At 58.1% G+C, this 26,043-nt stretch carries 24 protein-coding genes; 8 read left to right on the top strand and 16 right to left on the bottom strand.

What is annotated here, in order from left to right; translation table 11 throughout:
• Positions 1-215: 215 nt before the first annotated feature.
• Genes EN857_RS16315 through EN857_RS16270 form a run of 10 tightly spaced genes read right to left on the bottom strand, consistent with a single transcriptional unit; the run spans position 216 to position 7,585 of the window.
• Positions 216-1,253, bottom strand: coding sequence for a Gfo/Idh/MocA family oxidoreductase (locus EN857_RS16315; protein WP_127391332.1), 1,038 nt, complete (start codon positions 1,251-1,253; stop codon positions 216-218).
• 7 nt (positions 1,254-1,260) lie between these two features.
• Positions 1,261-1,710 carry a type II 3-dehydroquinate dehydratase gene (aroQ, locus tag EN857_RS16310; RefSeq protein ID WP_127391331.1) on the bottom strand — a complete coding sequence of 150 codons (450 nt, stop codon included), beginning with the start codon at positions 1,708-1,710 and terminating at the stop codon, positions 1,261-1,263.
• A gap of 34 nt (positions 1,711-1,744) precedes the next feature.
• On the bottom strand, positions 1,745-2,113 hold the full coding sequence (locus EN857_RS16305) for a 5-carboxymethyl-2-hydroxymuconate Delta-isomerase (protein WP_126056263.1): 369 nt from the start codon (positions 2,111-2,113) through the stop codon (positions 1,745-1,747).
• A gap of 14 nt (positions 2,114-2,127) precedes the next feature.
• On the bottom strand, positions 2,128-2,988 hold the full coding sequence (locus EN857_RS16300) for a shikimate dehydrogenase (protein ID WP_187331238.1): 861 nt from the start codon (positions 2,986-2,988) through the stop codon (positions 2,128-2,130).
• 18 nt (positions 2,989-3,006) lie between these two features.
• Complete coding sequence (locus EN857_RS16295; RefSeq protein WP_187331237.1) at positions 3,007-3,780, bottom strand: amino acid ABC transporter ATP-binding protein; 774 nt, start codon at positions 3,778-3,780, stop codon at positions 3,007-3,009.
• An 8-nt stretch (positions 3,781-3,788) separates the two neighbouring features.
• The gene (locus EN857_RS16290) at positions 3,789-4,613 is read right to left on the bottom strand and encodes a transporter substrate-binding domain-containing protein (RefSeq protein ID WP_135858870.1); all 825 of its coding nucleotides are present in this window, start codon (positions 4,611-4,613) and stop codon (positions 3,789-3,791) included.
• A gap of 41 nt (positions 4,614-4,654) precedes the next feature.
• Positions 4,655-5,305, bottom strand: a complete 651-nt coding sequence (locus tag EN857_RS16285; protein ID WP_127391327.1) for an amino acid ABC transporter permease — start codon at positions 5,303-5,305, stop codon at positions 4,655-4,657.
• Positions 5,306-5,314: 9 nt separating this feature from the next.
• A complete protein-coding gene (locus EN857_RS16280) occupies positions 5,315-5,980 on the bottom strand; it encodes an amino acid ABC transporter permease (RefSeq protein WP_126056259.1) in 666 nt (221 codons plus the stop codon).
• Between the two features lie 46 nt (positions 5,981-6,026).
• Positions 6,027-6,848 carry a sugar phosphate isomerase/epimerase gene (locus EN857_RS16275; RefSeq protein ID WP_127308786.1) on the bottom strand — a complete coding sequence of 274 codons (822 nt, stop codon included), beginning with the start codon at positions 6,846-6,848 and terminating at the stop codon, positions 6,027-6,029.
• A complete protein-coding gene (locus EN857_RS16270) occupies positions 6,848-7,585 on the bottom strand; it encodes a GntR family transcriptional regulator (RefSeq protein ID WP_126056257.1) in 738 nt (245 codons plus the stop codon). The genes EN857_RS16275 and EN857_RS16270 overlap by 1 nt, the downstream gene beginning before the upstream one ends.
• Before the next feature lie 251 nt (positions 7,586-7,836).
• Between EN857_RS16270 and EN857_RS16265 the strand changes: the two genes are divergently transcribed.
• From EN857_RS16265 to EN857_RS16250, 4 genes are read left to right on the top strand one after another with little or no spacing between them, the layout of a single operon-like run.
• On the top strand, positions 7,837-8,730 hold the full coding sequence (locus EN857_RS16265) for an intradiol ring-cleavage dioxygenase (protein ID WP_127391326.1): 894 nt from the start codon (positions 7,837-7,839) through the stop codon (positions 8,728-8,730).
• Positions 8,731-8,754: 24 nt separating this feature from the next.
• Positions 8,755-9,537, top strand: a complete 783-nt coding sequence (locus EN857_RS16260; RefSeq protein WP_135858866.1) for a fumarylacetoacetate hydrolase family protein — start codon at positions 8,755-8,757, stop codon at positions 9,535-9,537.
• Positions 9,538-9,545: 8 nt separating this feature from the next.
• On the top strand, positions 9,546-10,340 hold the full coding sequence (hpaI, locus tag EN857_RS16255; RefSeq protein WP_127391324.1) for a 4-hydroxy-2-oxoheptanedioate aldolase: 795 nt from the start codon (positions 9,546-9,548) through the stop codon (positions 10,338-10,340).
• A complete protein-coding gene (locus tag EN857_RS16250; RefSeq protein ID WP_126056254.1) occupies positions 10,324-11,007 on the top strand; it encodes a transporter substrate-binding domain-containing protein in 684 nt (227 codons plus the stop codon). Before hpaI ends, EN857_RS16250 begins: the two co-directional genes overlap by 17 nt.
• A gap of 1,010 nt (positions 11,008-12,017) precedes the next feature.
• Here the strand turns inward: EN857_RS16250 and EN857_RS16245 are convergent.
• The 5 genes from EN857_RS16245 to EN857_RS16225 all read right to left on the bottom strand — a co-directional run bounded on the left by EN857_RS16245 (position 12,018) and on the right by EN857_RS16225 (position 18,721).
• Positions 12,018-13,313 (bottom strand): O-antigen ligase family protein, encoded by a 1,296-nt coding sequence (locus tag EN857_RS16245; protein ID WP_127310189.1) that lies wholly within the window; start codon positions 13,311-13,313, stop codon positions 12,018-12,020.
• A 187-nt stretch (positions 13,314-13,500) separates the two neighbouring features.
• Positions 13,501-15,471, bottom strand: coding sequence for an asparagine synthase (glutamine-hydrolyzing) (gene asnB, locus EN857_RS16240; protein ID WP_127310188.1), 1,971 nt, complete (start codon positions 15,469-15,471; stop codon positions 13,501-13,503).
• An 80-nt stretch (positions 15,472-15,551) separates the two neighbouring features.
• Entirely contained in the window at positions 15,552-16,343 is a 792-nt protein-coding gene (locus EN857_RS16235) for a class I SAM-dependent methyltransferase (protein WP_187331236.1), read from the bottom strand.
• Positions 16,344-16,389: 46 nt separating this feature from the next.
• Positions 16,390-17,409, bottom strand: coding sequence for an NAD-dependent epimerase (locus EN857_RS16230; RefSeq protein ID WP_281015704.1), 1,020 nt, complete (start codon positions 17,407-17,409; stop codon positions 16,390-16,392).
• A gap of 31 nt (positions 17,410-17,440) precedes the next feature.
• Complete coding sequence (locus EN857_RS16225) at positions 17,441-18,721, bottom strand: nucleotide sugar dehydrogenase (RefSeq protein WP_127310186.1); 1,281 nt, start codon at positions 18,719-18,721, stop codon at positions 17,441-17,443.
• Positions 18,722-18,967: 246 nt separating this feature from the next.
• Here EN857_RS16225 and EN857_RS16220 point away from each other — a divergent pair, with 246 nt between their 5' ends.
• Positions 18,968-20,098, top strand: coding sequence for a glycosyltransferase family 4 protein (locus tag EN857_RS16220; RefSeq protein WP_127310185.1), 1,131 nt, complete (start codon positions 18,968-18,970; stop codon positions 20,096-20,098).
• A 136-nt stretch (positions 20,099-20,234) separates the two neighbouring features.
• Here the strand turns inward: EN857_RS16220 and EN857_RS16215 are convergent, their stop codons facing one another.
• Positions 20,235-22,016 carry an ABC transporter ATP-binding protein gene (locus EN857_RS16215; protein ID WP_245478255.1) on the bottom strand — a complete coding sequence of 594 codons (1,782 nt, stop codon included), beginning with the start codon at positions 22,014-22,016 and terminating at the stop codon, positions 20,235-20,237.
• 177 nt (positions 22,017-22,193) lie between these two features.
• On the opposite strand from EN857_RS16215, the gene EN857_RS16210 reads away from it, so the two are divergent.
• The 3 genes from EN857_RS16210 to EN857_RS16200 all read left to right on the top strand — a co-directional run bounded on the left by EN857_RS16210 (position 22,194) and on the right by EN857_RS16200 (position 26,027).
• Positions 22,194-23,060, top strand: coding sequence for a hypothetical protein (locus EN857_RS16210; protein ID WP_127310184.1), 867 nt, complete (start codon positions 22,194-22,196; stop codon positions 23,058-23,060).
• Positions 23,061-23,139: 79 nt separating this feature from the next.
• Positions 23,140-24,369, top strand: a complete 1,230-nt coding sequence (locus EN857_RS16205) for a glycosyltransferase (RefSeq protein WP_127310183.1) — start codon at positions 23,140-23,142, stop codon at positions 24,367-24,369.
• Positions 24,366-26,027, top strand: coding sequence for an O-antigen ligase family protein (locus tag EN857_RS16200; RefSeq protein WP_127310182.1), 1,662 nt, complete (start codon positions 24,366-24,368; stop codon positions 26,025-26,027). Before EN857_RS16205 ends, EN857_RS16200 begins: the two co-directional genes overlap by 4 nt.
• Positions 26,028-26,043 lie beyond the last annotated feature (16 nt).

Raw genomic sequence — 26,043 nt, 5'->3', positions numbered from 1 at the left:
GTGCGTCACCGAACTCTGCCGGGTCAGGCGCGGCGGCGGCAGCGCTATGCGCCCTGGCCAAGGCTCGATTCAGACGGCGACCCATTCACATGGGATAGGCGGCCACGGTTCCTCCGCCAAAAGCGCGATGCCTAGCGTCGGTGTTGAGCCGGCGTCTCATCGCATCGGAAGCAAGGAGACGCGAAGGACGAGCAGGTGGTCAAATTACTCATGCGTCAGTTCAACTCGATACGTTCTCCCGTTGCCGCCGAGCGCTTTACCGCATCGACCACCCTCAAGGTTTTGAGCCCCTCACGCCCGCTGACAAGCGGGGGTTCGTCTCCGCGGATCACCTTGCAGAATTGTCTGATCTGCAGAACAAGTGGGTCCTCGTCGTCGACCTCGATACGCGTTTGGTCAAAGGGTTCCCACCAACTCCGTTTACCAGGATTGCGCCAGACCTCGAGCGACGGAACAGCCAGCGATCCGTGCGTCCCTCCGATCATGTAACAGGATTGCTCGGTCTTGGGGTAAGCCGGATTCTCTCCGGTTGTCATCTCCCAGCTCCACGGTGCGACCACCGCGTCCGAGACTGTCGCAGTTCCCAACACTCCGTTCTTGAACTCAATCAGGATCACTGCCGTTTCCTCAACTGCGTTGCCGCGCACCGCGTTGGACTCGCGTGCCTGAACCGCAACCACATCGCCGAAAAGGTAGCGCAGATTATCGACATCGTGGATGAGATTGAGGAAAACCGGCCCCGCACCGCGCTCACGACGCCACGAGATGTCGAAGTAGTCGTCGGGTTTGAATAGCCAGAACATCGCATTGACAACAAGAACGCGGCCGAGCTTTCCGCTTTCGATGATTTCCTTTGCCTTCTGCATCATCGGATTGTGTCGCCGGTGATGACCGGTCAAAAGAGGAACGCCTTTTGCCTCAGCCGCTGCGATCAGCTTTTCCCCGGATATAATGTCGTCGGCGATAGGCTTCTCGATGAGTGCAGGAATGCCGGCTTCGACGGCTTCCAACCCGTTCTGGACGTGAGCCGGGTTGGGCGTAGCCACGATGATCCCATCAGGTCGGTCTGCGGCAATCATGTCCGCGAAGCTTGGAAACCACCTCACGCCGGCTTCCTTGGCAATGGTCTCGCCAACCGGCGTGGGATCGACCACGGCGCTGAGTTGCGCCGAGGGCTCGGCCAGGACGTGCTGAATATGGCGCTTACCGATGAGGCCTGCCCCAACTACGGCCAGCTTAACCCGTTGGGTCATGGTCACCTCAGCCGTTGCCCGCCGCCTTGATCATTGTCGCCGCGCGTCGGATGGCAAGCTGGTATCCTTCCGTACCAAGGCCGCAAATCACGCCGTCCGCGCGGTGCGAAACGAACGAATGGTGTCGGAAGCTTTCGCGCTTGTGCACATTGGAGATGTGGATCTCGATCACAGGCCCCTCGAATGTATTCAGAGCGTCAAGGATGGCGAGTGAGGTATGGGTGAAGGCCGCCGGATTGATGACGATGCCCGCACCGTCCTCGCGCGCCTCATGAATCCAATCGATGATCTCGTATTCCCGGTTGCTCTGATGAAAGCGGATTTCATGGCCGAAGTCGGCTGCCAGCTTGCGGCAGTCCGCCTCTACATCTGCGAGCGTTTCATGCCCGTAGATATGTGGCTGGCGTTTGCCAAGCAGGTTGAGATTAGGTCCGTTGAGAACGTAGATCAGGCTCATGGCATAGTGTCCTTCTTGAGCAACGCTGTCCTGGTCAGACGAACGCGATTGCTTGAACGGCAAAATCAGGGTCCGACTCGTAGAGATCCGCGCGCAGGCCGAGCTTTCCAGCTTCGAGAGCAGGCGCGGCGATCGTCCGCGCGGCCTCGAGAACGGCAGTGAGAAGCTTCTGCTTGGTCTTTGCAGTACGACCCGGTGCCATCCGCACGATGATTTGGATGAAATGATGATCGACATGCTCATCGCCAACGCAGGAGTATGTCGCCTCCCGCGCAAGCGTGCGCACGGCGGAAGGTTTCACAAGGCCGCCATCGCGAACGCAGCGATGCACGGTCAGCGTCAGTCGATCCATGGCTACATGCTCGCCTGCGCCCCGGCTATAGTCGATGATGATATGCGGCATTTGGGATTTCCCCATCAAGCCGACAGGCGGCATAGGTCCGTAAAGTGAAGGGACATGCGGTCTGCGTCCGGTGCTATCCCGGTGAACAATTCGAAAGCCGCTGCTGCCTGGTAGACGGTCATGCCGCCGCCCCGAAGGGTCCGGCAGCCTTTTCCTTCGGCGAGAGCAAGGAGCTCTGTGACGAGTGGCATATAGACGATGTCGGCCACCCAATGCCGTGGCAGAAGCCATTCCGCATCTATGGGCAAACCAGGATGGCTCTTCATACCCGTCGGCGTCGCGTGGATAAGGCCGTCCGCGGAGCGCAGGGCGCTGCCGACATCCGTCGTGGCACGCGCGCAATCCCTTGAGAACCGATCGTTCAACTGCGGGGCCAAGGTTTCCGCCCGTTTTGAATCCTGGTCAAAGATCGACAATCTCTCAATACCGAGCTTGATTGCTGCATGGGCCACGGCGACACCGGCGCCGCCGGCGCCAAGCAGCACGGCATGCGACTTGGCGACGTCCGGAAGGCCGCGCTGGAAATTCTCGTAGAAACCGTACCAATCCGTGTTGTGGCCGATCCTCTCGCCGTTGCGAAAGACCACGGTGTTGACCGCACCGAGCATCTCTGCATCCTCGGAAAGGCGACTGAGGTGGGCGATCACCGTCTGCTTGCACGGATGTGTAATGTTACTGCCGGCAAAACCGCGCTGCTCTGCCTCGTCCAGCAGGTCCGGCAGCGCGGAGGCGGGAAGGCCTCGCTCGGCGAAGTCGAGAAGCTCGTAACGGTAATCGAGGCCCTGGCGTCGCCCCTCCGTTTCGTGGAGGGCCGGGGACTTTGACATTTGAATGTCGGCACCGATCAGCCCCACGAGGAATTTTTTGTTGTGCATTCGCATCGCTTTCGAAAGTCAGTGATGGGCCAGGATTTCACCGAGGAAGGTTTTCGTGCGCTGGTGCTCGGGAGACTTGAAGAAGACCTCCGGTTCGGCCTCTTCGACGATTTCTCCGGAGTCCATGAAGATGACGCGGTCAGCGACCTGACGGGCAAACCCCATCTCGTGCGTGACACAGATCATCGTCATGCCGTCACGGGCGAGCCCGATCATGGTGTCGAGCACCTCTTTCACCATTTCGGGATCGAGGGCAGAGGTCGGTTCGTCGAAGAGCATGACCTTCGGCTCCATGCAGAGCGCGCGGGCGATGGCGACGCGTTGTTGTTGTCCGCCCGATAGCTGCGCGGGATATTTGTCCGCCTGGTCAAGGATACGAACGCGCTCGAGATATTTTCGAGCCAGTCGCTCTGCGTCAGCGTGGCTCACGCCACGAACACGCATTGGGGCGAGGGTACAGTTCTGAAGTACGGTTATGTGGGGGAAGAGATTGAAGCTCTGGAAGACCATTCCCACTTCGCGACGTACAGCGTCGATCGATCTGGTGGTTCCGTCCAGTACGTGACCCTCGACGACGATCTTGCCTTCCTCGATCGTCTCGAGGGCATTGATGCAGCGGATTAACGTTGATTTCCCGGAGCCTGACGGCCCGCAGAGGACGATCCTTTCGCCTTTGCGGACCGACAAACTGATGGATTTCAAGGCATGGAAAGTGCCGTACCACTTCTGCACATCCTCAAGGGAAATCAGCTTCGATTGATCTTTTGCGGAATTGAGCACGGAACCCTCCATTTGGGCTTTTACTGCACGGTGAACGGGATGTTCGGAATGGATTCCGGGAACTGCGGCAGATCGATCGCCATCCACTTCTTCGTGATGGCGGCGAGCTCACCATTGGCCTTGATCTTGTCGATGAAGGCGTTGACGGCTTCGTTCCAGTCCTTCTCGCCGAGACGGGTACCGACGCCGTTGTAGGTCGTCAAAAAGTTAATCTTGCGCTCATACGTGCCGGCACTCGCCGCATCCAGACGCTGGCCATAGAACTGGTTGCCGCCAACCGCCTTTACCTGCCCGGAGACCAAAGCCTGGATGGTTGCGGCGTCGTCATCAAAGCGGCGAACCGTTGCGGTGGATCCGACGGCGTTCGTTACTGCCTTGTCCTGCGAACTGGATTTCGGAACGCCGATCTCCCATCCGGCAACGTCTTCAGGCTTCGTAACCGTGTCGGACTTGGCAGCATAAAGCGAAATCGTGTTGGCGGCGTAAGGCTTGCTGTATTGAATTGCTTTCGCACGTTCTTCCGTCATCGCCATCGTTGCGAACAGGATGTCGACTTTGCCGGTGGTAAGTGCCGGAATTCGGTTGGCAACGGCGAGCGGCTGGAATTGAACCTTCACGCCCAATTCCTTGGCAAAAAGGTTGGCGATGTCAGCGTCGAAGCCGTCCTGCACGCCGCTTGTGTTGACGAACCCCCATGGCGCATTGTCGCCCTGGATGCCGACCACGAGCGTGCCCTTTGCCTTGATTTCCTCTACAGTTGCCGCAGCGGCTGCGGCAGTGCCAACGGTTGCGAAGGCAATAGTTGCCAGAGCAAATCCGAGAAAAATCCCACGAATGTTATGCATGCTTATTCTCCTCCTTAAGAGTGTTGCTTCCAGCGAAGCGGTTAGCGGGCAGCTTTCGCCATCCGTTTTTCAAGGCGACTTCCCGCATAGGAGAGCGGCCAGCAAATGATGAAGTAGATTGCGCCGACAATCCCGAAGACGAGCAGCGGACGATAGGTCTGGTTTGAAATGATCTGACCGGCGCGAGTCAGTTCAATGAAGCCGACGATTGCTGCCAGCGACGTGCCCTTGGTGAGCTGGACAAGGAAGCCGATCGTGGCCGGCATCGAAATTTTGAGGGCCTGCGGCAGGATGACGTCTTTCATCCGCGAGACATAATGCAGACCGAGGGCGTTGGCGGCTTCCGTCTGGCCCTTCGGCACAGCCTCGATGGAGCCGCGCCAGATCTCGCCCAGGAAGGCGCTGGCGTGGAGCGTGAAGGCGACCGCGACCGCGATCCACGCGTTAACGTCGATGCCCAACAGCGCAACGCCGTAATAGACAACGAAGAGCTGCATCAGAAGGGGCGTGCCCTGGACGACGCCGATATACCCTGCGGTGATCGTGCGGGCGACCTTGTTCTTCGAGGTGCGCAGGAGCGCGATCAGGGTTCCGAATATCCCCCCACCGATGAAGCCCACGATCGCAAGCAGCACGGTCCATTTCAAACCCTGCATCAAAAAGAGAAATTGATCTTCTCCGATGGGACCCATGGCTGCTTCCTATCGCGTCGGGTAGTTGAAGTAGTGGCGAGAAATGAGCGCAAAGAGGCCCATCATCAGGCTTGAGATGGCCAGGTAGATAGCGGTCACCGTGAAATAGACTTCGAAGCTGCGGAAGGTGTCAGACTCAATGCGCTGAGCGGCCGAGGTCAGCTCGTAGGCGGCGATCGAGGTGCAGACAGACGTTGTCAGTGTCAGCATAATGAACTGGCTTGTGAGCGAGGGATAAATCGCCCGCAGCGCCGGCTTGAGCACGATGAGCCGGAAGACATCCGCCTTGTGAAGACCAAGTGCGAAACCTGCCTCGATCTGGCCGCGCGAAACGCTCTCGATCCCGCCGCGGATGATCTCGATTGCGTAGGCCCCACCATTGATGCCGAGGGCAATGATCGCCGTGACGGTCGGATTGAGGCGGATGCCCATGAGAGGAAGGGCAAAATATATGAAGAAGATCTGCACCAGGAATGGCGTATTGCGCACAACCTCGACGAACATGATCACGGCAGCCCGCGTGATCCCGCTCTTGGAACTCCTTGCAACGACGCCCAGGAGCCCGATGACGAGTGCGAGGAGCATCCCAGCTAACGCAAGGCCAACCGTTCCAAGCGAACCCCATAGCAATTCCGGGGCGCGGTCGAGGACCGCACCGAAATCAAACGTATACATGTAAGACTTCCTCCTCCTGACCGGCCTAGGCCGCGTCGGCGCCAGATCAGTGATCTGGTTTCAAAATTCCCAGTGCGCCGGCATGCAGATGTTTTAAATGTGCTTTCGGGTCCACCGGCCCGACGAGTGGCACTTCGACCGAGATAGCAGCGCCGTGTTCAGTTGCCGCACAGAGGTCCTTCAATGGCAGTTCGCCTTCTCCAGGAGCGAGCCTGCCGCTTCTCGCCTCGGCGATCATTGCGTCCGATGTTTTGGGCGCAGGCCCGCGGACGTCGCAAAGCTGGATGTGCTTTACCTTCCCTGCATTTGCGCGAAGCTCGTCGATCGAGGCGCCGTTTCGGAAGAAGTGAATCCCGTCAACAAGGGCACCGGCGTTCTCTGCTCCACAGGCATTCAAGATCGCTAGGCTGTCGCGAAAGGTCCTTACCGTCCGCCAGCCCATGTTTTCGATGTCGACTGACATGGCATATCGCGCCGCGAGGGCGCAAAACTCAGACAGGTTTGTGGCAAGACGGCCGCCGTCTCGATCATCGCCGCAAACACTCAGCCGGCGCGCCCCTATGTTCGCAGCGGCTGCCACGGTCGCCTCGTGGGAGGCCGCAAGGAAGCTCTCGTCGATCACGAAGAACTCGATATCGAACACCTTGATGCCTTCGCCATCGGCAACTGTCTTGAACTCCTGGGCACCGTGGCTGCCCACCGGCAACTCGTAAAAGGGGGCTCCGGGAAAGGCGGGGTGCAGGCGAAGCCCTATCGAGGCAAAACCCGCCCGAGCAGCTATCAACGCGAATTCCTTGGGCGGCAGCGCGATCGATGAAAAATGCGCCACGCCCAGTTCAAGGCCCGGCCCTGGCGTCGCGACGGTCATCACAAGGTGCCCTTTGTCGCAAGGTGGTTGCGCAGATTGGTTCCCGTGCGGTGGATATGCTGACGCAACATATCGCACGCATAGTCCAGATCCCTGGCGACGGCTCCCTGAGCGATCTCACTGTGCTCCTGGCTGACGTTGCGGTCACCCGACGTGCGGGTCAGAAACACCCGGCGATAACGGTCGTTGAGATTAAGCAGCAGGCTGCAGAAATGGAGCAGGATTGGCTTCCCACAGCCGGAAATGAGTGTCAGATGGAATTCGCGGTGGAACTCTTCCCAGCGCTCGAGTGTCTCGGGGCGGGCCGCGTCACGCTCAGTGCGGTTAAGGCGATGCAGCGCGCGCATGACGTTGCCTTCCCACTCCACATCGCCGATCCGCATGGACTCGCGAAGGGCAAAGACTTCGAGCTCTTCGCGCAGGACGGTGATCTCTTCCAGATTTGCCAGAGAGATTGATGAAACGCGGTAGCCGCGATTGTCCTCGAACTCCACTAGACCGTCCGATATCAGCCGCGCCAACCCTTCACGCAGCGGACTGAGGCTTACGTTGAACGTCTTGCGCGCCTTGTCGAGATTGATCTTGCTGCCGGCCTGAAGCTCGCCGGAGATGATCGCCTCACGAAGACGGGATGCAAGCTGGCTCCCAATCGTGTTTTTGCCGTCGTCGAGGAATCCAGAAGACGATGGAGCATCTTCTGCCGGCGGAGCAGATGCGCCGTCATCATGCGGTACCATTGTCCGGCTCCCAAGATTCATTCGTCGATGATCGGTATTATAAACGATTATTCTTGTCAACTTAGGACGTGATGAAATCTGCGAAAAAGCCACGAGGTAACCTCGCTCCCGTCGATAAAATAGAATTAAATCAACAATTTAGACGTTTGCATCTCGAATCTTTGGCATCTTGGTGTCGCGACAATGCACCACTTGGCCTTGACAGATAATCGATTATTTGGATAGTCGGGCAAATCGGGAGGTAGCCCCTTATGGTAATCAAAACCGAAAGCGATCTGACGCCAGCCGTCCTCGCTGTGATGAATCGCACTGAAGACCCCCGCCTGCGAGAAATCCTCGTGTCGATGGTCGCGCATCTTCATGCTTTCGTGCGCGAGGTTCGACTGACTGAGGTCGAGTTTCGGGAGGCGACAGCCATGCTGAACGAGATCGGGCAACTGCATACTGATCACCACAACGAGTTTGTGCTGATGGCCGGTTCTCTTGGCGTGTCTTCACTTGTCTGCCTGCTGAACAATGGCGACAGAGGACAGACCGAGACCTCCCAGTCGCTGTTGGGTCCATTCTGGCGCCTCAACTCTCCGCGAGTCGAAAATGGCGCGTCGATCATCCGATCCGAGACGCCGGGCACTCCCTTATTCGTGCATGCCAAGGTCGTTGACCGCGACGGTAAGCCAATTGCCGGCGCTGAAGTGGATGTCTGGCATGCATCTCCCGTCGGTCTTTATGAAAACCAGGACCCGGACCAGGCCGAGATGAACTTACGCGGCAAATTCACGACCGACGAGCAAGGTCGGTTCTGGTTCAGGACCGTCAAGATGGTCGGGTATCCGATCCCGGTCGATGGCGTGGTCGGGCGCCTGCTCAAAGCTCAGGGACGCCATCCGTACCGACCCGCGCACCTGCACGCACTGATCTTCAAGCATGGATACAAGACGCTGATTTCCCAGGTCTTCGACCCCAGCGACCCGAACATCGGCTCCGATGTTCAGTTCGGTGTCACGGCAGCGTTGACCGGCGACTTCGTTCGTCATGAGGAGCCCCATCCGACCGAAGCGGACATTCCTGGTCCGTGGTTCTCGCTCGACTACACCTATGCCATGGAGCCCGGCGAAGCCGTTTTGCCGCGTCCCCCGATCAAATAAATCACAATCAGCTGAGCAAACGATATGATCACCGAAGAAGAACGCCGGGCCGCGGCAGACGCGCTGCTCAAAGCTGAAATCGAGCGCAAGCCGATCATACAGCCTAGCAAGACCTACCCGAACCTCGAACTCGAGGACGCCTACCAAATTCAGGCTTTGTGGGCGGAGGCGAGGGTAGCCAAGGGCGCACGGATCGTCGGGCACAAGATTGGCCTGACGTCACGCGCAATGCAGATGGCTTCGAAGATGACGGAGCCGGACTACGGCTGCATTCTTGACGATGCGCTTTACAACGACGGAGCGCAGATCAGGGCTGACTTGTTTATCAAGCCGCGACTCGAGGTCGAGCTGGCCTTTGTTATGGGTGAGGATCTCGTCGGGCCCGGCACCAGGATCTATGACATCATGCGTGCGACCGAGTTCGTTGTCCCGGCGCTCGAGATTATCGACTACCGGACCGAAGTCCCTCGAGCGATCACGGATACCATTGCGGACAACGCGGCTTTCGGCGCCCTCGTCATTGGTGGCCGTATAATTCGTCCGATGGACATCGATATCCGTTGGGTCGGGGCGACTCTTTCCAAGAACGGCATCATCGAGGAATCGGGCGTGTCGGCGGCGATCATGGGACATCCGGCAGCCGGCATCGCGTGGCTGGTCAACAAACTTCATGCTGTGGGCGGTGGCCTGAAGAAGGGACAAATAGTCCTGGCCGGCTCGTTCACGCGTCCTGTCGATATCGCGAAAGGTGATGTCATCCAGGCCGACTATGGCCCTGTTGGCTCCATCGGCGTGTCGTTCGTGTGAGGTGCCAGTTGGAACATCCTGTCAATCGGTTCAAGCGGAGGCTCCTTGCTGGTCAAAGTCAGATCGGCCTGTGGTGCGGCCTGCCGGGAAACTACGCTGCGGAAATCGTCGCGCCTTCAGGTTTCGATTGGCTCCTGTTCGACACGGAACATTCACCGGGTGACGTTCTGACCGTCCTGCCACAATTGCAAGCGGTCGCATCATACGACGTTTCCCCAGTCGTGCGCCCGGCCATCAACGACCCCGTTCTGATCAAGCGCTTCCTGGATATTGGCGTTCAGACACTGCTCATTCCCTACGTTCAGAACGCGGAAGAGGCGAAAGCCGCAGTCGCGGCCGTGCGATATCCTCCGGATGGAATTCGTGGTGTTTCTGCCCTGACACGCGCCACTCGTTTTGGCCGAGTTGCGCACTATGCGCAAAATGCGGAACGGGAAATTTGCCTGTTGCTGCAAGTTGAGACCCGGGAAGCGCTTGGCAACCTCGAGTCGATTGCTTCGGTAGAGGGAGTGGATGGCGTATTCGTAGGACCGGCAGACCTTGCAGCGAGTTTCGGACACAGGGGCCAACCGAGCCACCCGGAGGTGGTCGATGCAATTGTCGGCGCGATTGAACGCCTGAAAGCGTTGGGCAAGCCTGCGGGCATTCTTACCCCGGATGAGAAGTTCGCGGCACGGTGCATCTCGCTGGGAACACTATTTACTGCCGTTGGTGTCGATGTCGCTGTTCTGGCGAGGGGATCGGAAGCACTCGCGGCACGATTTGCATCGCAAGGAGCGCCCCGCGATGCCGGAACGCGATGAACTCCTCACTGAAATCGCACCGACGGGAGTCATCAGAGCCGCGGTCAACATGTCGAATGCCGCACTTGTCCAACTCGATCCAGTGACAGGCGTTCTAACAGGACCGAGCGCGCGGATCGCGATCACACTTGCGGAAGAACTCGACTGCTGTTTGTCGCTGGTTCGATACGGATCGGCCGCTGACATTCTTGCGGCTGCCGAGGGCAACGAGTGGGACGTTGCATTCATTGCTCCCGATCCGTCACGTGCCGACATGTTATCCTTCTCGGCCCCCTATACCACCGTGACTGCCAGCTTTCTGGTGTCAGACAGCAGCCCGCTAGGCAGCGTGGGGGACGTCGACGTCGAAGGGGTGCGCATCGCCGCCGCCAAAACCGCTGCGTATACAAAGCAGCTTGAGCGACAGGTTAGAAATGCGATCCTCCTCCAAACCGAAAATCCCGCCTCCGCCCTGCACATGCTTATGTCCTCCCAGTGCGATGCTGCTGCGGGCTTGACTGAGTCCCTGTCACGTTTCTGCGAAGAGAATCCAGGTTTCCGCGTTGTTGAGGGGACATTCTCGAAAGTGCCTCAGGCGATCGCTGTCCATCGGAGGTGCGTTCACGCTTCAACATTCCTGTCGGACTTCATCCAGCAGCATTGCAGTGCGGGTAAGCCGAGCAATTGAAGAGAGAGCCGCAGGGCGCTGTCGAGCACGTTTCTCGTCAACGGCCCTTCGGTAGAGACACTCTCCCAGGCGCGGTTCACCGGGAAACGACCGCGCGAGGCCTTGAGGCCGACTGCGGGCTCGCTGATCTCGTTTAGATCGCCTCGCGCGGTACCGTGGGGACCCAACCTGGGATCTATGGAACCGCATCCGTCCCGACGATGCCCCCCCTCATTCTCGAGAACGCTGATCCTTCTGACTTCGGAGTGGTTGAGTTTCAGGCGAACCCGATGGAGCAGGCCAGCTCTTTTGGTTCGCGATGGATGGATCGCTCCAGCGGGGCGTGATAGATTGTGCTGACGGTACTTTTTGCATTCGAGTCCAGTGTGCGACCGAACACCGTGAGAGCGAAAATCGGCCGATTGGCACCGATAGTTGCGGAAATCTCAAAAGAATTTTTGCGACAATTTTCTCTTTAAAATCAATATCGTAACTTTTTGGCGGCCTGCGTGTCGGAAATTCAGGCCAATACGAAGAAAAAACACATCTAAATCAATGATTTAGATGGGTTAAAAACAATTGAGTGGGAGTAGGGGAAACGGCGGCAATAGCGTAGCTGTGACGGCGATTCTCGCCGTGTAAATAGTTTCGTGTCCGTATTTCACCTCCCGCCAAACTGGCATTCTCCATCTCCAATCTGGCAAGTCCGATCTGCAGCCAGGTACCTGATGAAGTAAAGCCCTTTCAAAAGGGGAGAGGCCTATAGCGTAGAACGGCGTGCATAAAGGCGAGTCTGCTTAGCGCCGCATGTCGCCCGCATAGACTAGAGCTGCCGTTCCCTGAAAGCGGACATTGCTGACGCTAACGGCTAAGGGTGCCGGCGCGCGAGAAGCGGAGTTCTTAGGAAATGTTCGGAGACTGAGGAGCACGTAGCTGCACACCTAGACTGGTCACTAAAAGGCTTGAAGCTAAGGTTGGTGGCCACAGGTGGTTCAAATCCAACCTGTACGACTTATCCCGCGGAAAGGTCTTCATGAAGTCCGATTAGAGATCGGGGCCGCGATAGGCGAGCTTTTCCCGATCGGTGGCAGCGTTCGTCCGCAAGCCAGATACGTTCCGGAAACTAGGAACACCATCAGGGTCGAATCTAAAATGTCATGGCCGACAAGGATGCCGGTCAGGCCGCCAGTGACATAGATGATTACGGTGACGACGATCATTGTCGCCCCGAACCGCTCTACCGGATCGGCACTGAGGCGTAGGACCCTTGCTGCGATCCAGATCGCCACGCCGAAGATTGTCGCGAGAGCCAGGGCTCCAAGCAACCCGGCCTCGACAAGTGCGGTCAAAAAGCCGTTGTGAAAGTGGTTGAAACCTTGGTTGGTTCGAAATCGCTCCTTGAATCCATCTTGTGAAAGCGTGCGACTGGCGGAAATGCCGTGGCCGAAAAATGGGGCTTCGCGAAATGCATCGAGACCTATGTCCCAGAGTCCAACCCGCAATCCGAGTGGAGTGGAATGATCGCCTTTGGTGGTGAGGGCCTGCCAGTCATCGAAAAGGAAATGAGTGCGATCCACGATGATCGGAAACGTAATTGCCGCCGTTAACAAGCTGGAAGCGCCCGCTACAATCAGCAACCGCCTCATATTCGCTCGAGTGAACCTATGGCGATTGACTACAAGGATGGCGACAGCGGCAATCAATAAAGCCACCCAAACCATACGCGAGCCCGAGTAGATAGTCGCCACGACCCCGGCGAGTGCGGCGACAGTCAATGGCTTCCAGGCTTTCTCTATTCCCGACAGAGCGCCCGAAAGGCACATCATCACGGCGAGACAGGTGACAGTCGCAAAAACGATCGGATTTCCAGCCCCCCCTTCTGCCCTGAGCATCCCAATCCAGTAATATTGGACGATGGCCAGGACCAACGCGCCGCAACACGCCGCGGCGCTCGCAACCACAGCAATGCGCGCAAGGCTGGCCTTATCGATGATGCTCCAGGTCGAATAGGAGATCGGGAAGAACAGCAAGGTGATCAGCGGCAGGAAATACGCGACGTCAGCCCGCAGCGTACCGTTGACGATCGAGGCCGAGACCATAGCCGCGCAGTAGGCATAGATCGCAATGGTCATGGCAAGCATCGGCCGGTCGACATTGAAGCGCCGCCGCTTGGCTGCCAGCAGCACCACCGACCAGAGTGCGCCGCCATGAAAGACGAAGCTCACCACCGATCCCAGCACAGGTGGCGAAAAGAAACAGGCGATGGAGAAGTAGACAATTATCTGCGCGGGTGTGAGATGCCGCGGGAGCGATATGAACGGGTTCAAAGCCTTGTTTCGCAATCTTCCAGATTGTGAACCGATCGTTCTAAGGTTCCCGCTATCATGCTCTTGCACCCTTTTCCCGAACCGGTATAGCCGCTGGCTCCGGTATCCGATAGTGCAATGCCGCCGCGCCCCCCAACCGGCTGTAAGGGGCGGGCACTCCTGACTGAAATCGTCGGCACGCGCCAGGTTAAGCCGCGACAGCCGTTGAGGCTCCCTGGTTTGCTTCCCGCCATGATTGGAACATCAGTACGTCCCAGAGCGGATACTGGTTGTTGCGCTGTCCAGAAAGGTGTTCGGACCACGCGCGCCGGATCACCTCCGGCCGGAAGAAGCCATCTTCCCGCAGCCGGCGCTCGTCGAGTAGTGCCTCGGCCCAATGGCGCAGCGCACCGCGCAGCCAGGCGTCGATCGGTACGCCAAAGCCCATCTTGGGGCGTTCGATGAGTTCGCGAGAGATATGCCTGTACAGCAGTTGCCTGAGCGGCCATTTCGTCTTGTTCTCGGCCCGCAGGATGGTGAGCGGTAATGAGAGCGCGAAGCTTACCAGGCGATGGTCGAGCAGCGGCACGCGGGTCTCGAGGCCGACAGCCATTGCCGCGCGGTCGACTTTCACCAGAATGTCGTCCGGCAGATAGCTCATCATGTCGAGATACATCATCCGCTCGACGCTGCCCGGTAATGCCGGTAGTGCTTCCAATCCCGTCAGCATCGTCGGTGGCTCTACCGCTTCGGGAATGATCTCGGACGGCTCCCAGTGCGAGCAGAGGCGACGATAGACGTCGTCCATGGTCCGAAGCGAAAGGACCGAAGCCGCCTTGTGGATCTTGTCGCCTACTCGCTCGCGCCGAAGGCGTCGTGGTAAGAGCGGCATGATCCCGTCTGCGACGTTGTCATACAGTCCGGGGGGCGGCAGTGTTGCCAGGCTGGCCGACACGCGACGCAGGCCGATCGGGATGCGGGAAAGCTTGTTCCAGAGCGCGTCGGCGAGCGCGTAGCGCGTGTAACCGGAAAACAACTCATCTCCGCCGTCGCCCGACAGCGCAACAGTGACACTGTCGCGCGCCAGCCTGGAGACGAGGAAAGTCGGGATTTGCGAGGAGTCCGAAAACGGCTCGCAATAGATGCCCGGCAATTGCGGCACGACGTCGAGGGCGTCCCGGTCGCTCAAATATAGTTCCGTATGGTCTGTCCCGAGATGGCGCGCCACATGTTTGGCATGATCTGCTTCGTTGTAGCCGGCCTCGGCGAATCCGATCGTGAACGTTCGCACAGGCCGCGAACTGATCGACTGCATGACCGCCACGATTGCGGAAGAATCTATGCCGCCGGAGAGGAAGGCGCCAAGCGGTACGTCGGCTATCATCTGCCCTTCGAGTGTGCGGCGAAGATGGCGCTCGACTTCGTCGACGGCTTCCTGTGGGCTTCCTTGAAAAGGTTCACGGCGGCCCTGTTCCGCGACCTCACTCGCGCTCCAATAGCTCTCTACGCGTGGCTCGCGCAGAGGATCGGAAAGAAAGAGAAGGTGGCCAGGTCTTAATTTGCGGATACCCTGATAGATGCTGTAGGGCGCGGGAATGTAGTTATGGCGCATCAATAATGCCAGCGCATTCCGGTCGATCGCCGGGCGCCAGTCGGGAAGCGGATGAAACGCCTTGGGCTCAGAAGCGAAGGCGAAGGCCTTGCCGACGCGGCCATAATACAGGGGCTTCTCTCCCAGGCGGTCGCGCCCGAGAAGGAGGGTTCTCTCTTTTCGGTCCCACAGGCCGAACGCGAACATGCCTGTGGCCAACTCAAGAGCTTGTTTTAGCCCCAGTTCCTCGATCGCAGCCAGAAAGACCTCGGTGTCAGAATGCCCGCGCCAGGCATGACCGCCACATTGCCGATCGAGAAGCTTGCGCATCTCACCGTGATTATAGATTTCGCCGTTGAAGACGATGACGTAACGGCCGCCGTGCGAAGTCATGGGCTGCGCGCCAGCCGATGACAGATCTATGATTGCCAGCCGTCGTTGACTAAGCGCGACACCCGCCTCAGCATCGGTCCAGACGCCGTCGCCGTCCGGCCCTCGGTGCCGGATCATGTCGGCCATGCGACGTACAGTGGACGCGCCGCTGCTCGTCGCGGCCGCTCCACCCACAATGCCGACAATACCGCACATCCGGCGTCGCTGCTCCCATGATGGCCTGGCCCGAGTCTTGTTCTCTATAAGAAATCAGATAGAGGCAAATCCGGCGCCTATTAATCCGTTCGCACGAAACACCATTGACCGCAGCCGGTGCCAAAAAGGCCGAGCCCTGGAGTGACGTTCAGGCGCTGCTTCGTGCGAAACCCAAGCTCTTCCACGGCCGTCTCCAGCTCTGTAGCGGAGGTGGATTGATAGGGATACCCGCCAAGCCAGTCGTCGACATCCGCCAAAAACTCCATGCCCCGGCGTTGGCGATAGTTCTTTACGAAAGAGATCGCGTCCCGGTGCCGCAGCGTTCTTGCCAACAAATAGGCGCAGACAAAAAGAGCCCTCACCGGAGGTCGCAGCCACTGATGAGAGGAGTAGAGCCTCTTTTCGACCGTCCACAGCCCGCACAGCGGCGTCTTCAGGTAGATCGCAATTCCCAATCGCCCGCCAGGGCCAACGAGACCTGTCGCATTGCGGATCGCTGTCCACATATCGCCCGTATGGTGCAGGACACCCCACGAGTAGACAATGTCGAACGTCCCGGGCGGGAAGGACGCTTTGTCGAGGATATCGGCTCGCTCCACATTCCATTCCGCTCCCGGTGCAAACCGGGAAAGAACGGCTTTGGTTGTTTCGACGCAACGGATGTCGTAGTCGAGCGCGCGAACCTTCGCCGCTCCCAAGCGAAGGGCGGCCGCAGAATGCAAACCCGATCCGCAGCCGATGTCCAGAAATGTCTTCCCGTCGAGATCGCCCACCAGGCGGCGAAGATCCTCGCAAGCCCGGTCCAGGTGTTCGTCCTCGAAGCGCGCGGCGAGCTCGGACCAGTTGCGGCCGAAATCATAGCGCGCGTTCATTGCCTTCCCATCCGTCGTCCTTTTCTCAAAGACCAAGGGAATCGGATCATACGCGATAGAATTCCCGATACCATTCCACGAAACGCGGAACCCCGATTTCAACCGGAATCTTCGGCTTGAAGCCGGTCGCCTCTTCAAGTGAGCTGACATCGGCGAACGTCGCCGGAACGTCACCCGGCTGGAGCGCCATGAGGTTGCGGTTTGCCTTCCGCCCGAGTGCGTCCTCCAGCACCTCGATCAACCGGTTCAACTGAACGGGCGAATTCCCACCGATATTATGGATCCTGAAAGGCGCGCTGCTGGTCGCGGGGTCGGGAGCCGCACTTTTCCATTGCGGATTTGCTGTTGCGGGTTGCTGCATCACGCGGGCAATGCCCTCAACAATGTCGTCGATATAGGTGAAATCTCGCTGCATGTTGCCAAAGTTGAAGACGTCGATCGGTTCGCCACCGAGAATGGCCTTGGTGAAGATAAACAGGGCCATGTCTGGCCGTCCCCACGGACCATAGACAGTGAAGAAGCGCAATCCTGTTGTCGGCAGGCCGAAAAGATGGCTGTAGGTATGCGCCATCAGCTCGTTGGCTTTCTTGCTTGCGGCATAAAGGCTCAGCGGGTGGTCCGCTGGATCGTGAACGGAGAACGGCATCCGCGTGCTGCCGCCATAGATCGAACTGGAGGACGCATAGACCAGATGGCCGACTGAGGCATGCCGGCATCCCTCCAGGATATTGAGGAAGCCAGTGAGATTGCTTTCCGCATAGGCGTGCGGATTGGTAAGCGAATACCGAACGCCGGCTTGGGCCGCGAGATTGACCACGATCTCCGGAGTGACCGAGAGAAGAAGCGCGGAAATGCCATCTCGGTCGGTTAGGTCAATTTGATCGAAACGAAAATTTGGAAATTCTTTCAAGCGAGCGAGCCGGGCTCGCTTCAGATTGATGTCGTAGTATTCATTCATGGAATCGAGGCCGACAACCTGCCGGCCATCAGAGAGAAGCCTCTGGCAGAGGTGAAACCCTATGAAGCCAGCCGCGCCGGTGATCAGAATCGGCCTGATCGATGTCAATTTGTACTCCCAGGTTGTGATCAGCTTGAGATCAAAGGCTCCAATATTTTATCACTCCAGGAACTTCATTCGGCTTGATGGCCGACTTGACGTCGAACAGCGTTCCACCTGGCCTGATCATTTGAAAAATACGGGATTTCTCCCTGGATAGATAATGCTTGTGAGGAACCGCCAGAACAAGCGCCTGCAAATCGTTTATCTCGTCGAGTGGCAAGATTGTTTCACCATATTCGCGTCGAGCGGTTTCGGCATCGGCAAAAGGATCGTGGACCTTGGGGGCAATTCCGAACTGCCTCAGTTCCCTGACCAAGTCGAAAACGCGGCTGTTGCGCAGATCCGGAACGTCCTCCTTGAAGGTCAGTCCGAGAACGCCGACGGAAGCTCCTTTCACGGGCACATCCGAACGGATCAGCTGTTTGACGACCTGTTGAGCAACGAAGGCTCCCATGCCGTCATTGATGCGGCGGCCGGCGAGGATGATCTGCGGATGGTAGCCCTCAGCTTCCGCCTTGGCAGTCAGATAGTACGGATCGACACTTATGCAGTGGCCGCCCACGAAGCCTGGCTTGAACGGAAGAAAGTTCCATTTCGTCGACGCGGCATCAAGGACGTCCTGCGTCCGAATATCAAGCCGCTCGAAGATCATTGCGAGCTCATTCATCAGCGCGATGTTGAGATCGCGCTGCGTATTTTCGATTACTTTCGCGGCCTCGGCCACCTTGATCGACGGAGCTCTGTAGACACCGGCATCGATGATACGGCCGTAAACACCCGCTACACGCTCCAGCGCTTCAGTATTCTCGCCAGAGACGACTTTGACGATTCGTCGCAGCGAGTGTTCGCGATCGCCGGGGTTGGCTCGTTCAGGTGAATAGCCAAGCGCGAAGTCGTGAGGATGCCGCAGACCGGAAATCTGCTCGATGATGGGTCCACAAAACTCTTCGGTAACGCCGGGATAGACCGTCGATTCGAAGACGACGACCGCGCCTTTGCTGACCACTTCCCCGACGAGTTCGGATGCCAGCTTCAGAGGCGCAAGATCGGGGGCACGGTTGATGTCGATAGGGGTGGGCACGGCAACCACGAAGAAAGTAGCGCCTTTCAACATCTCCCGGTCGGTCGTAAGTACGATCGACGATTCCTTGAGCGCTGTGGCGTCAACCTCTCCCGTACGATCGACGCCGTCGCGCAGCTCGTTGATACGGTGCTCGCTGATATCGAAGGCGATCGTTGCCGGGAAGATCTTTCCAAACGCGATGGCTACTGGAAGGCCGACATAGCCTAGGCCGATTACAGCAATGCGTTCGGACATCCGTGGATTTCCTCAGGTCGCTTGTGACTCGAGGCGCTTGTATGGCAGGCGGTGGGTTAATTCAACGATGCGTCGTTGCGAAGGCGGCAGTCTCCACTCAAAAGAAAAGTCCACCGCCAATGCCTGCCCCGCTCAACACTCGGGCCGACCGATACTGTGGATAACATGCGGCAGGGTTGGGTTTCGGGACCCGAGACCTTACAAGAGGCGGCTGGCCTGCTGCAATCAGCCTAAGATGTTGAACGCATGAACCGTATCGTCGTCATTGTGAGCGAGCCAAAGTCCCTTGCAACCACTCGAGGACATTTTCTCCTTGCGCTGCGCGTTGCCGGTTACGAAGTTCATGCCGCTGCGCCGTTCGATGAGATGACCGTTCGTTGGTTGACCGAAAACGGCATCCGTTTTCATCATCTGCCGATGGCGCGCGCGGCAGTCGGTCCGCTCGGCGATGCGATTCTGGCGCTGCGTCTCTACAGAAAAATACGAGAACTCAGACCTCAAGTCGTGCTGACCTGCGCAATCAAACCAATCGTCTATGGCATACCCATAGCATTGATTGCACGCGTCCCGCGTCGGCACGCGCTTATCACTGGCCTCGGCTATGCGTTCACGGACCGCCACAAATCGCTACGCTGGCGGATCATCAACGCTGCGGCCCGCCTTCTTTATGCCGCAAGCCTGCGCGGCGCCACGACGGTAACTTTCCAGAACGAGGACGATCGAGATGATTTCCGTCGCCTGGGGCTCCTCGGGCGGACCCCAGCCAGTGTCGTCAACGGTTCAGGGGTCGACCTGGATCGTTTTAGGGTTGTGCCACTGCCGGAGCAGCCGCGATTTCTTATGATCGCCCGCCTGCTTCGCGACAAAGGCCTTGCCGAATACCTGGGTGCCGCGAAACTGGTGAAGGCGGTCCGGCCGGAGGCTCGCTTCGACCTGGTCGGTGATACGGATCCAAATCCCGCAGGATTTCCGGTCTCGGAGGTTGAGGCAGCCGTCGCGGACGGAACGATCCGCTATCACAGGGCTGTAGAAGATGTCCGTCGGGTCATCGCCGATTCGCGCATTTACGTACTGCCCTCCTATCGCGAGGGCACATCGCGCTCGGTTCTGGAAGCAATGGCGATGGGTCGCCCGGTGATTACGACAGATGCGCCCGGCTGTCGCGCGCCCGTCGTCCCCGGGGTGAACGGCCTGTTGGTGCCGGTCGGTGCCACGACCCCCCTGGCGGAGGCCATGATCCGTCTGATCGACAACCCAGATGAGGCCGTATGCATGGCCAGGAACAGTCGGTCGATCGCCGAACAGCGCTATGATATTCAGAAAGTTACTGCCCATATGATGGAAATCATCGAAGTCGGGCAGCAGGCCGCCGGATGACGTCTGCAGAAAAGCCAGCGTCGGACCGATATCAATTCGGATCCATTGGGCTTTCATTCATCGACAAGTCCTACTCCGCTGAATGCCGCGAGGCCGCCTACAAGCTCTTATCCTTCCCGGGTAAAGAGAACGGAGACTAGGCGATATGCGGCTGGCCGTCTTCGATCGTTACGATCTCGTCGCAATTTTCGACCGTCGTGAGGCGATGCGCGATGATGAGCACGGTCAGATCAGCGGGCAAATCACGGATTGCCTCCATGACAGCTGCTTCGGTCTCATTGTCGAGCGCGCTTGTTGCTTCGTCAAAAACGAGCAAACTCGCCTGCTTATAGAATGCCCGCGCGATGCCTATTCGTTGGCGCTGGCCGCCGGACAATCGCACGCCGCGTTCGCCGACCCGCGTTTCATAGCCCTTGGGCAAGTTTTCGATGAAGCCCGCCAAAGCAGCCTGCTGCGCTGCGTTGCGAACACGTTCAAGATCGATGCCGGCGGGGTCGATGCCAAACGCGATATTCTCGGCGATCGAAGCATCCGAAAGGAAGATACTCTGGGGGACATGGGCAATCTGCCTCTGCCAGGCACGTCTGGTGCCTTCATCAAGGGGCTTCCCATCGATCTCGATCACTCCGCTTGTCGGCTCGAGCAGGCCCATAACGAGATCGACAGTCGTGCTCTTCCCGCTCCCTGTCTTGCCTACAAACCCGACCTTTGCACCTTTCACGATGGTGAGATTGAACCGTTCGATAACCGGCGGCTGATCGGGCGCGTAGCAGAACGATAAATCCTTCAGCACAATTGCCTGATCGAAAGGCAAGCGCCTCGGCGGAGGTGCCTGTGCGTCCGCTGGGAGTGGCGCTTCGATCGTCTTAAGAACCGCTTCGACGCCAGCGATATTGCCCAGCACGAGCGCCCAGTTTGCATAGATCAATTGCATAAGGGGTACTAGACGCTGCGCGCCAAGGGCAAACGTTCCCAGCATCGGCAGTACCTGCCCGGCGTTGTTTGTCCTTGTGATCAGGAAGTAAGCAAGTGCGGCGATGATCACCATCCCAGTGGCTTCGATCGCGAATCGAGGAGTAGCGGCCGCGAGAGCGTTCCCCGAATAGGCGCGCTGTAAATGCCTATCGAGTTCTTCGAAACGGGAAAGGAAGTAGCGCTGAGTGTCATTGATGATGACATCGCGAATGCCGCCCAAGCCCTCTTGCACGGACCGAATGTCTTCCGCCTGCATTCGCTCTATCGTGCGGGCATTCGTTTTGAGATGTTTGCGAATGAAGAGCGACATGCCGAGATAGGCCACACCCAATCCGGCAAAGATCGCAAATGTTATGAATGAGCTCAACGCGAACATCGCCGCAACGACGAACACGCTGATGATCGCTCCCCCGACCGCTTGGAGGATCGGGAGGAGAACGTTCATGTTGATAATGTGGACTTGGCGAAGTGTCGCCAGCACCGAACTGGAGCTATTCGATAAGTGATAGCTGTAGGGTTGGTAAAGTGCGCGCTTGTAAACCCTCACGGCGAGCTCGTGCCCGAGCGAAAAGACAAAAGCATGAGTGGCTCGCGAGAGCAGGATCCGCACAATCCCAGCGATCACTACCACTACCGAAAATAGCGACAGCAAGGGCAGCAGGCTGTCGCTCGAACTGGCCGAACCGAAGCTCTGCAATTGGCGTCCGATCCATGACTGACCTATTGAATCGGGATCGGTGATCTTGGCCAGAAACGGCAAGAGGGCACCGAGCGTCGCGGCCTCAGCGATGGCGCCGAAGAACATTAGAACCAGAAGACCGAAAAACTGGCGGCGCCGCCGCCTCGATAGCTGCGCCCACAAGCGCCGAAGCGCGTCGGTCGTGCTGTCTAGGGTCTGGGTTCCGCTCAATGCCAAGGTATCGCCCGCATTCTTGACGTTCATTGCGCATGCGCGCCACCAGGAAACAAGTCGCAAGTGGCGCCAATTGACAATTTCGGACCTCAGATCGTCAAAGGCCATCCACAAGCTGGACCATTCAGGGCAGCTTCGAACGTGCAATTGTGATATCCCTGCACTACTAGCAGCGAGGAAAAGGCGATTCTAAGCAGGAGCCGTCATTTGGGCGCCGATCGGTTCTGCCAGTCCTTGGGTCTCTGCCTGATCGGGCTAGGGACGGTGTTTCTGCTCTTTGTCGCTGCTTATCCCCTCGGCCTCGTCCAGGCCTATCCGACACCCCCCGTTGAAGCCATTGAGGGACCGCTTGGGTTTGAGAAGAAGATAGGGGATTTGAACGGCCTTTATCGCGGACCGAATGAGCCCAGGCAGGTCTATCTTGAGCGCCTAACAAAGGCTGTCGCGGGTGGCGTGGTGCATTACTGGACGGAAGGGGACCGCTGGACGGATACTGACGCGCGCTATACGAAGATCAGCGTTTTCGACAACTACGTCATCTGGCTGCTCGGTTGGCTTCCTGCATACCATGACAGCTTTCAAAATTACGAGTTTTTGACACCCCGAAAGGCCTTAGATCGCGGTTACGGCTTTTGCTCCCAAGTCTCAAAGATTGTCTATTCAATCCTTACGGAACAGGGAATCCCAGCGACGATATATAGCGCTGAGCAGCACACGATCGTCGAGGTCGATGGTAATGTTCTCGATTCCGATTATGGTGTCCTAGTACCCTATCCTCTGGCTCTTGTAGAAAAAGATCCGTCGATAGTCGATTCCTACTATTCGGACTACGAAGATATGCTGCCTCTTTTGCATGGAGCCTACGGTCAACCTTGGCATCGGCTTGGAACGCCGGAAGGCTTTCAGAGTGCCCGTTCCTACGAGACAATTCTCGAAAGGCTGAAGTGGCTTCCGCCGGTCATATTGCTGCTCATCGGCGTGTTATTAGCGACTGGCGGGCTGCTTGGGCGCGGACCGTTCGTTTCTGCCCCGAAAATATTTGCCTTCGGCCGTTCACCCAATCGTGGAGCTTAGGGAGTGCTTTGCGCTTGCTTGAGACCCATGCCTGTGGCATGCGACGGCTAAATCGGAAGTCGGCGGCGGTAGAGTCTCGATGAATTATGCTCCAGCAAAGACATCCGCTATCGTTCCTTCGACGGCCATCGCCAAGAGTCGTCGTAAGGGCGTACTTTTTGTGATCGGATCGCTAAACCTTGGCGGCACGGAGAGCCAACTCGTACTCCTCGCCAAGGAGTTGGCGCGCCGAGGATGGAGGGTCGAGGTTTTTGCGCTTACGCCGGTAGGCAACATACTGGCCGAACCTCTGACCCGCGCCGGTGTACCAATTTTCTACGGCCGCCACCGACCGAATTCCCCTGCCGCCGGTTCAAGGACGTCGCCGGGTTTGAAGGAGTTGATGGTCCTCCTGGCTGCGGCCACCTGGGTTTTCAGGCGGGTGGCTTGGACACGACCGAGCGTGGTCCATGCGTTTCTGCCGCTGACCAATTTCCTCGGCGCCATAGCCGGACGGTTAGCGTTGGCACCACTTATCGTCACATCACGGCGTGGCCTCGGCAGCCACCAGGAACGCTGGCCTTGGCTCAAATGGATGGATCGGTCCGCTAACCGTTTTTCCGATGTCGTGGTTGCGAACTCTCTTGCTGTCGCGGCAGACACGGCGACGCGGGACAACTACAGCATCAACCGCATCAAAATTGTCGCAAACGCCCTCGATTTTAGCCGGTTCGACAATATCGGCGATCGTCGCAATGGGACCCGGGCTCGACTTGGTCTCGGCCCAGATGAGGTGGGCATCGTCATTGTCGCCAATTTGATACCGTACAAAGGTCATGACGATCTGATCGAGGCGATTGCCCTTGCGTGCAAAGTGCGCCCGAACATCAAACTCTTTATGGCCGGGCAGGACCGGGGAATCGGATCGGCTCTGGCGCAGCAGGCTGAACGCCTCGGCATCGGGCGCAACGTGCAAGCCCTCGGAGTTCAGAGTGATATCCCGGGCTTACTGGCAGGCATGGATGTCGGCGTGATCGCGTCCCATGAGGAGGGCTTTTGCAATGCCTTGATGGAGAAACTGGCGGCCGGCCTCCCGGTAGTGGTTACAGACGTAGGCGGAAATCCGGAGGCAATCTCAGGCCTGCCAGGATGTGTTTTGGTACAACCTCGCGCTCCCACTGACCTCGCTCGAGGTTTGCTGGAGACAGTAGACCGTCTGCCAAAGCGCAAAACGGAACAGGAGTTTCGCCAGCGGATAATGCGCCAGCGCTATTCGATTGAGGCTATGGCCGACGCCTATGAAGCGCTCTACTTCACGGGGAATGAATGAGCGGGGTTGCAGATGTGGATTGCTCACTAGGCCCGTCGCTGCAAACGAAGTTAGTGAACCTTTCGGCCGGCTTCTGCGCTTTCACAGTCGTTGTATATCAGGCCTGGTTTATGCCTTTCTCCCTGCCATTGTTCACCGGGCGAGATGGCTATCTCAGGTTGGTCTTATACGCGCTCTATGGCGTTGTACTTATCGTCTCTTTGGCAGTGGTAGTGACGCGACGTGACGTGCGCAAAGCTATTTTGCCGCTGGCAATCGGCGCCGCGATTGCGGTGGTACCAATCGCTCTGCACCCTATAGGGATCGTCAACAGGAGCTATTTGACAACTCTTGCTCTTGGTGGCTCTGCAATCACTCTGATGCTTGCGTTTGCCCCACCGATTGTGCTGCGGCTGTCCGCTTCGGTTACGGCCCTCAATGCTATCGCTTGCTTCCTGGATGTGCTTTTCACCCATGGCTTTACCACTACGGTTGGCCGTGCTGCGGGGTTAGCAGTCAACCCGAATGTGGCCGCTGCGGGACTCTTGCTCGGCGGCGCGGCGAGCTATCGCGCCGTACCCAAGGAATGGCGCCCTGGTTTTCTCGTCCTGGTTGGTGGGGCGCTTGCAATCACCTTGTCCCGCTCCACCATTCTTGCCGCCGTCGCCACCGTCTTCCTTCCAAGTACGGTTGGCATCTGGCAATATTACAGAGCTGCCCGAAGATTCCGGATCGACACCGCTGCTTGGATGCGGGCTCTCGCTGTGGCTGTTGTGCTGCTATTGGTAACTTCCGTAGCACTGACCACTAACCGCTACTTTCGAGCTGCCATTAGCCAGTCTTTCGCAGGAGTGTTGTCCGTAAACACGGACCTTAGTGAGGCAGGCGAAGCTGTCGACACGTCGCTCGCCCGGGCAGCGGCTCCGATAGGACATCCTCCCCAAACAAATGACGCGAGCCCGCTTTCGATTGAACCGCCTGAGTTGGCGTCTTCTAGAAGCGGCCCAGCTCTATCCGAGGAAAGCCTGCCAGGAGATGTCGCCTCTCCTCCCAAAGCGAGTCCGTCTGCATCAGGCGCGGCCAGGATTCAGGCCCTCAGCGAACGGCTGACAGGTGAAGGTAAGAGAAATTCTATCTCCGCCCGCGCTCTGTTTTTGGAACGCGGCCTATTGGCATACCGGACAGGCGGTTTTTTTGGTCGTGGGCTGGAGGAGGCTCATGTCTTTGTTCCTCACAACACTTTTGTCCTTTTTGCTATCGCTTTCGGCCATATCGGCTGGCTGGTCCCACTCGGCTTCCTCGTGTTCGCCTTCTCGTTGGTTCGTGACGCCGAAGATCTGCCACTCGGGGTCGCTCTCTCAGGCGTTATGCTGACTTCGCATGATGTCTTGCTGACGCCGAGTTTGTTCATACCCGTGGCTATCGGCATAGGCAGCATGCTCGCCGCAAAGACCAATCCCAGCCGAAGCAGAGAAGCATATTCGAGCTTTGTGTTTGGAATAGGCGGAGGCGTCGGGTTATTCGCTGCCGCTTCCGTTGTCCTGTTGATTTCGCCGCCGACCGGTGTCGATCTCACGGCTAATCCGCTCTACTTCATGCTTTTGGGGACCGTCGTCGCCTGGGCTGTTGCGACACTTTATTTTTTCTGTCGCTCTCGTCGAAGCGGCCCCGGCGCATAGGCGAGGCGCTTGGCGC

This window comes from Mesorhizobium sp. M4B.F.Ca.ET.214.01.1.1 (assembly GCF_004791545.1).
GTDB lineage: Bacteria > Pseudomonadota > Alphaproteobacteria > Rhizobiales > Rhizobiaceae > Mesorhizobium > Mesorhizobium abyssinicae.
Note: the sequence above shows the minus strand (reverse complement) of the source record. Positions and strands in the feature narration are given on the sequence as shown.

What these genes read in the sequence shown, in the direction of transcription:
- EN857_RS16280 (WP_126056259.1), bottom strand. Translation starts at nt 5,980, where the DNA reads ATGTATACGTTTGATTTCGGTGCGGTCCTCGACCGCGCCCCGGAATTG.
- EN857_RS16225 (WP_127310186.1), bottom strand. Translation starts at nt 18,721, where the DNA reads ATGTCCGAACGCATTGCTGTAATCGGCCTAGGCTATGTCGGCCTTCCA.
- EN857_RS16270 (WP_126056257.1), bottom strand. Translation starts at nt 7,585, where the DNA reads ATGGTACCGCATGATGACGGCGCATCTGCTCCGCCGGCAGAAGATGCT.
- EN857_RS16265 (WP_127391326.1), top strand. Translation starts at nt 7,837, where the DNA reads ATGGTAATCAAAACCGAAAGCGATCTGACGCCAGCCGTCCTCGCTGTG.
- EN857_RS16315 (WP_127391332.1), bottom strand. Translation starts at nt 1,253, where the DNA reads ATGACCCAACGGGTTAAGCTGGCCGTAGTTGGGGCAGGCCTCATCGGT.
- EN857_RS16305 (WP_126056263.1), bottom strand. Translation starts at nt 2,113, where the DNA reads ATGCCGCATATCATCATCGACTATAGCCGGGGCGCAGGCGAGCATGTA.
- EN857_RS16200 (WP_127310182.1), top strand. Translation starts at nt 24,366, where the DNA reads ATGAGCGGGGTTGCAGATGTGGATTGCTCACTAGGCCCGTCGCTGCAA.
- EN857_RS16285 (WP_127391327.1), bottom strand. Translation starts at nt 5,305, where the DNA reads ATGGGTCCCATCGGAGAAGATCAATTTCTCTTTTTGATGCAGGGTTTG.
- EN857_RS16300 (WP_187331238.1), bottom strand. Translation starts at nt 2,988, where the DNA reads ATGCACAACAAAAAATTCCTCGTGGGGCTGATCGGTGCCGACATTCAA.
- aroQ (WP_127391331.1), bottom strand. Translation starts at nt 1,710, where the DNA reads ATGAGCCTGATCTACGTTCTCAACGGACCTAATCTCAACCTGCTTGGC.
- EN857_RS16290 (WP_135858870.1), bottom strand. Translation starts at nt 4,613, where the DNA reads ATGCATAACATTCGTGGGATTTTTCTCGGATTTGCTCTGGCAACTATT.
- EN857_RS16295 (WP_187331237.1), bottom strand. Translation starts at nt 3,780, where the DNA reads ATGGAGGGTTCCGTGCTCAATTCCGCAAAAGATCAATCGAAGCTGATT.
- EN857_RS16235 (WP_187331236.1), bottom strand. Translation starts at nt 16,343, where the DNA reads ATGAACGCGCGCTATGATTTCGGCCGCAACTGGTCCGAGCTCGCCGCG.
- EN857_RS16220 (WP_127310185.1), top strand. Translation starts at nt 18,968, where the DNA reads ATGAACCGTATCGTCGTCATTGTGAGCGAGCCAAAGTCCCTTGCAACC.
- EN857_RS16215 (WP_245478255.1), bottom strand. Translation starts at nt 22,016, where the DNA reads ATGAACGTCAAGAATGCGGGCGATACCTTGGCATTGAGCGGAACCCAG.
- asnB (WP_127310188.1), bottom strand. Translation starts at nt 15,471, where the DNA reads ATGTGCGGTATTGTCGGCATTGTGGGTGGAGCGGCCGCGACGAGCAGC.
- EN857_RS16260 (WP_135858866.1), top strand. Translation starts at nt 8,755, where the DNA reads ATGATCACCGAAGAAGAACGCCGGGCCGCGGCAGACGCGCTGCTCAAA.
- EN857_RS16275 (WP_127308786.1), bottom strand. Translation starts at nt 6,848, where the DNA reads ATGACCGTCGCGACGCCAGGGCCGGGCCTTGAACTGGGCGTGGCGCAT.
- EN857_RS16250 (WP_126056254.1), top strand. Translation starts at nt 10,324, where the DNA reads ATGCCGGAACGCGATGAACTCCTCACTGAAATCGCACCGACGGGAGTC.
- EN857_RS16205 (WP_127310183.1), top strand. Translation starts at nt 23,140, where the DNA reads ATGAATTATGCTCCAGCAAAGACATCCGCTATCGTTCCTTCGACGGCC.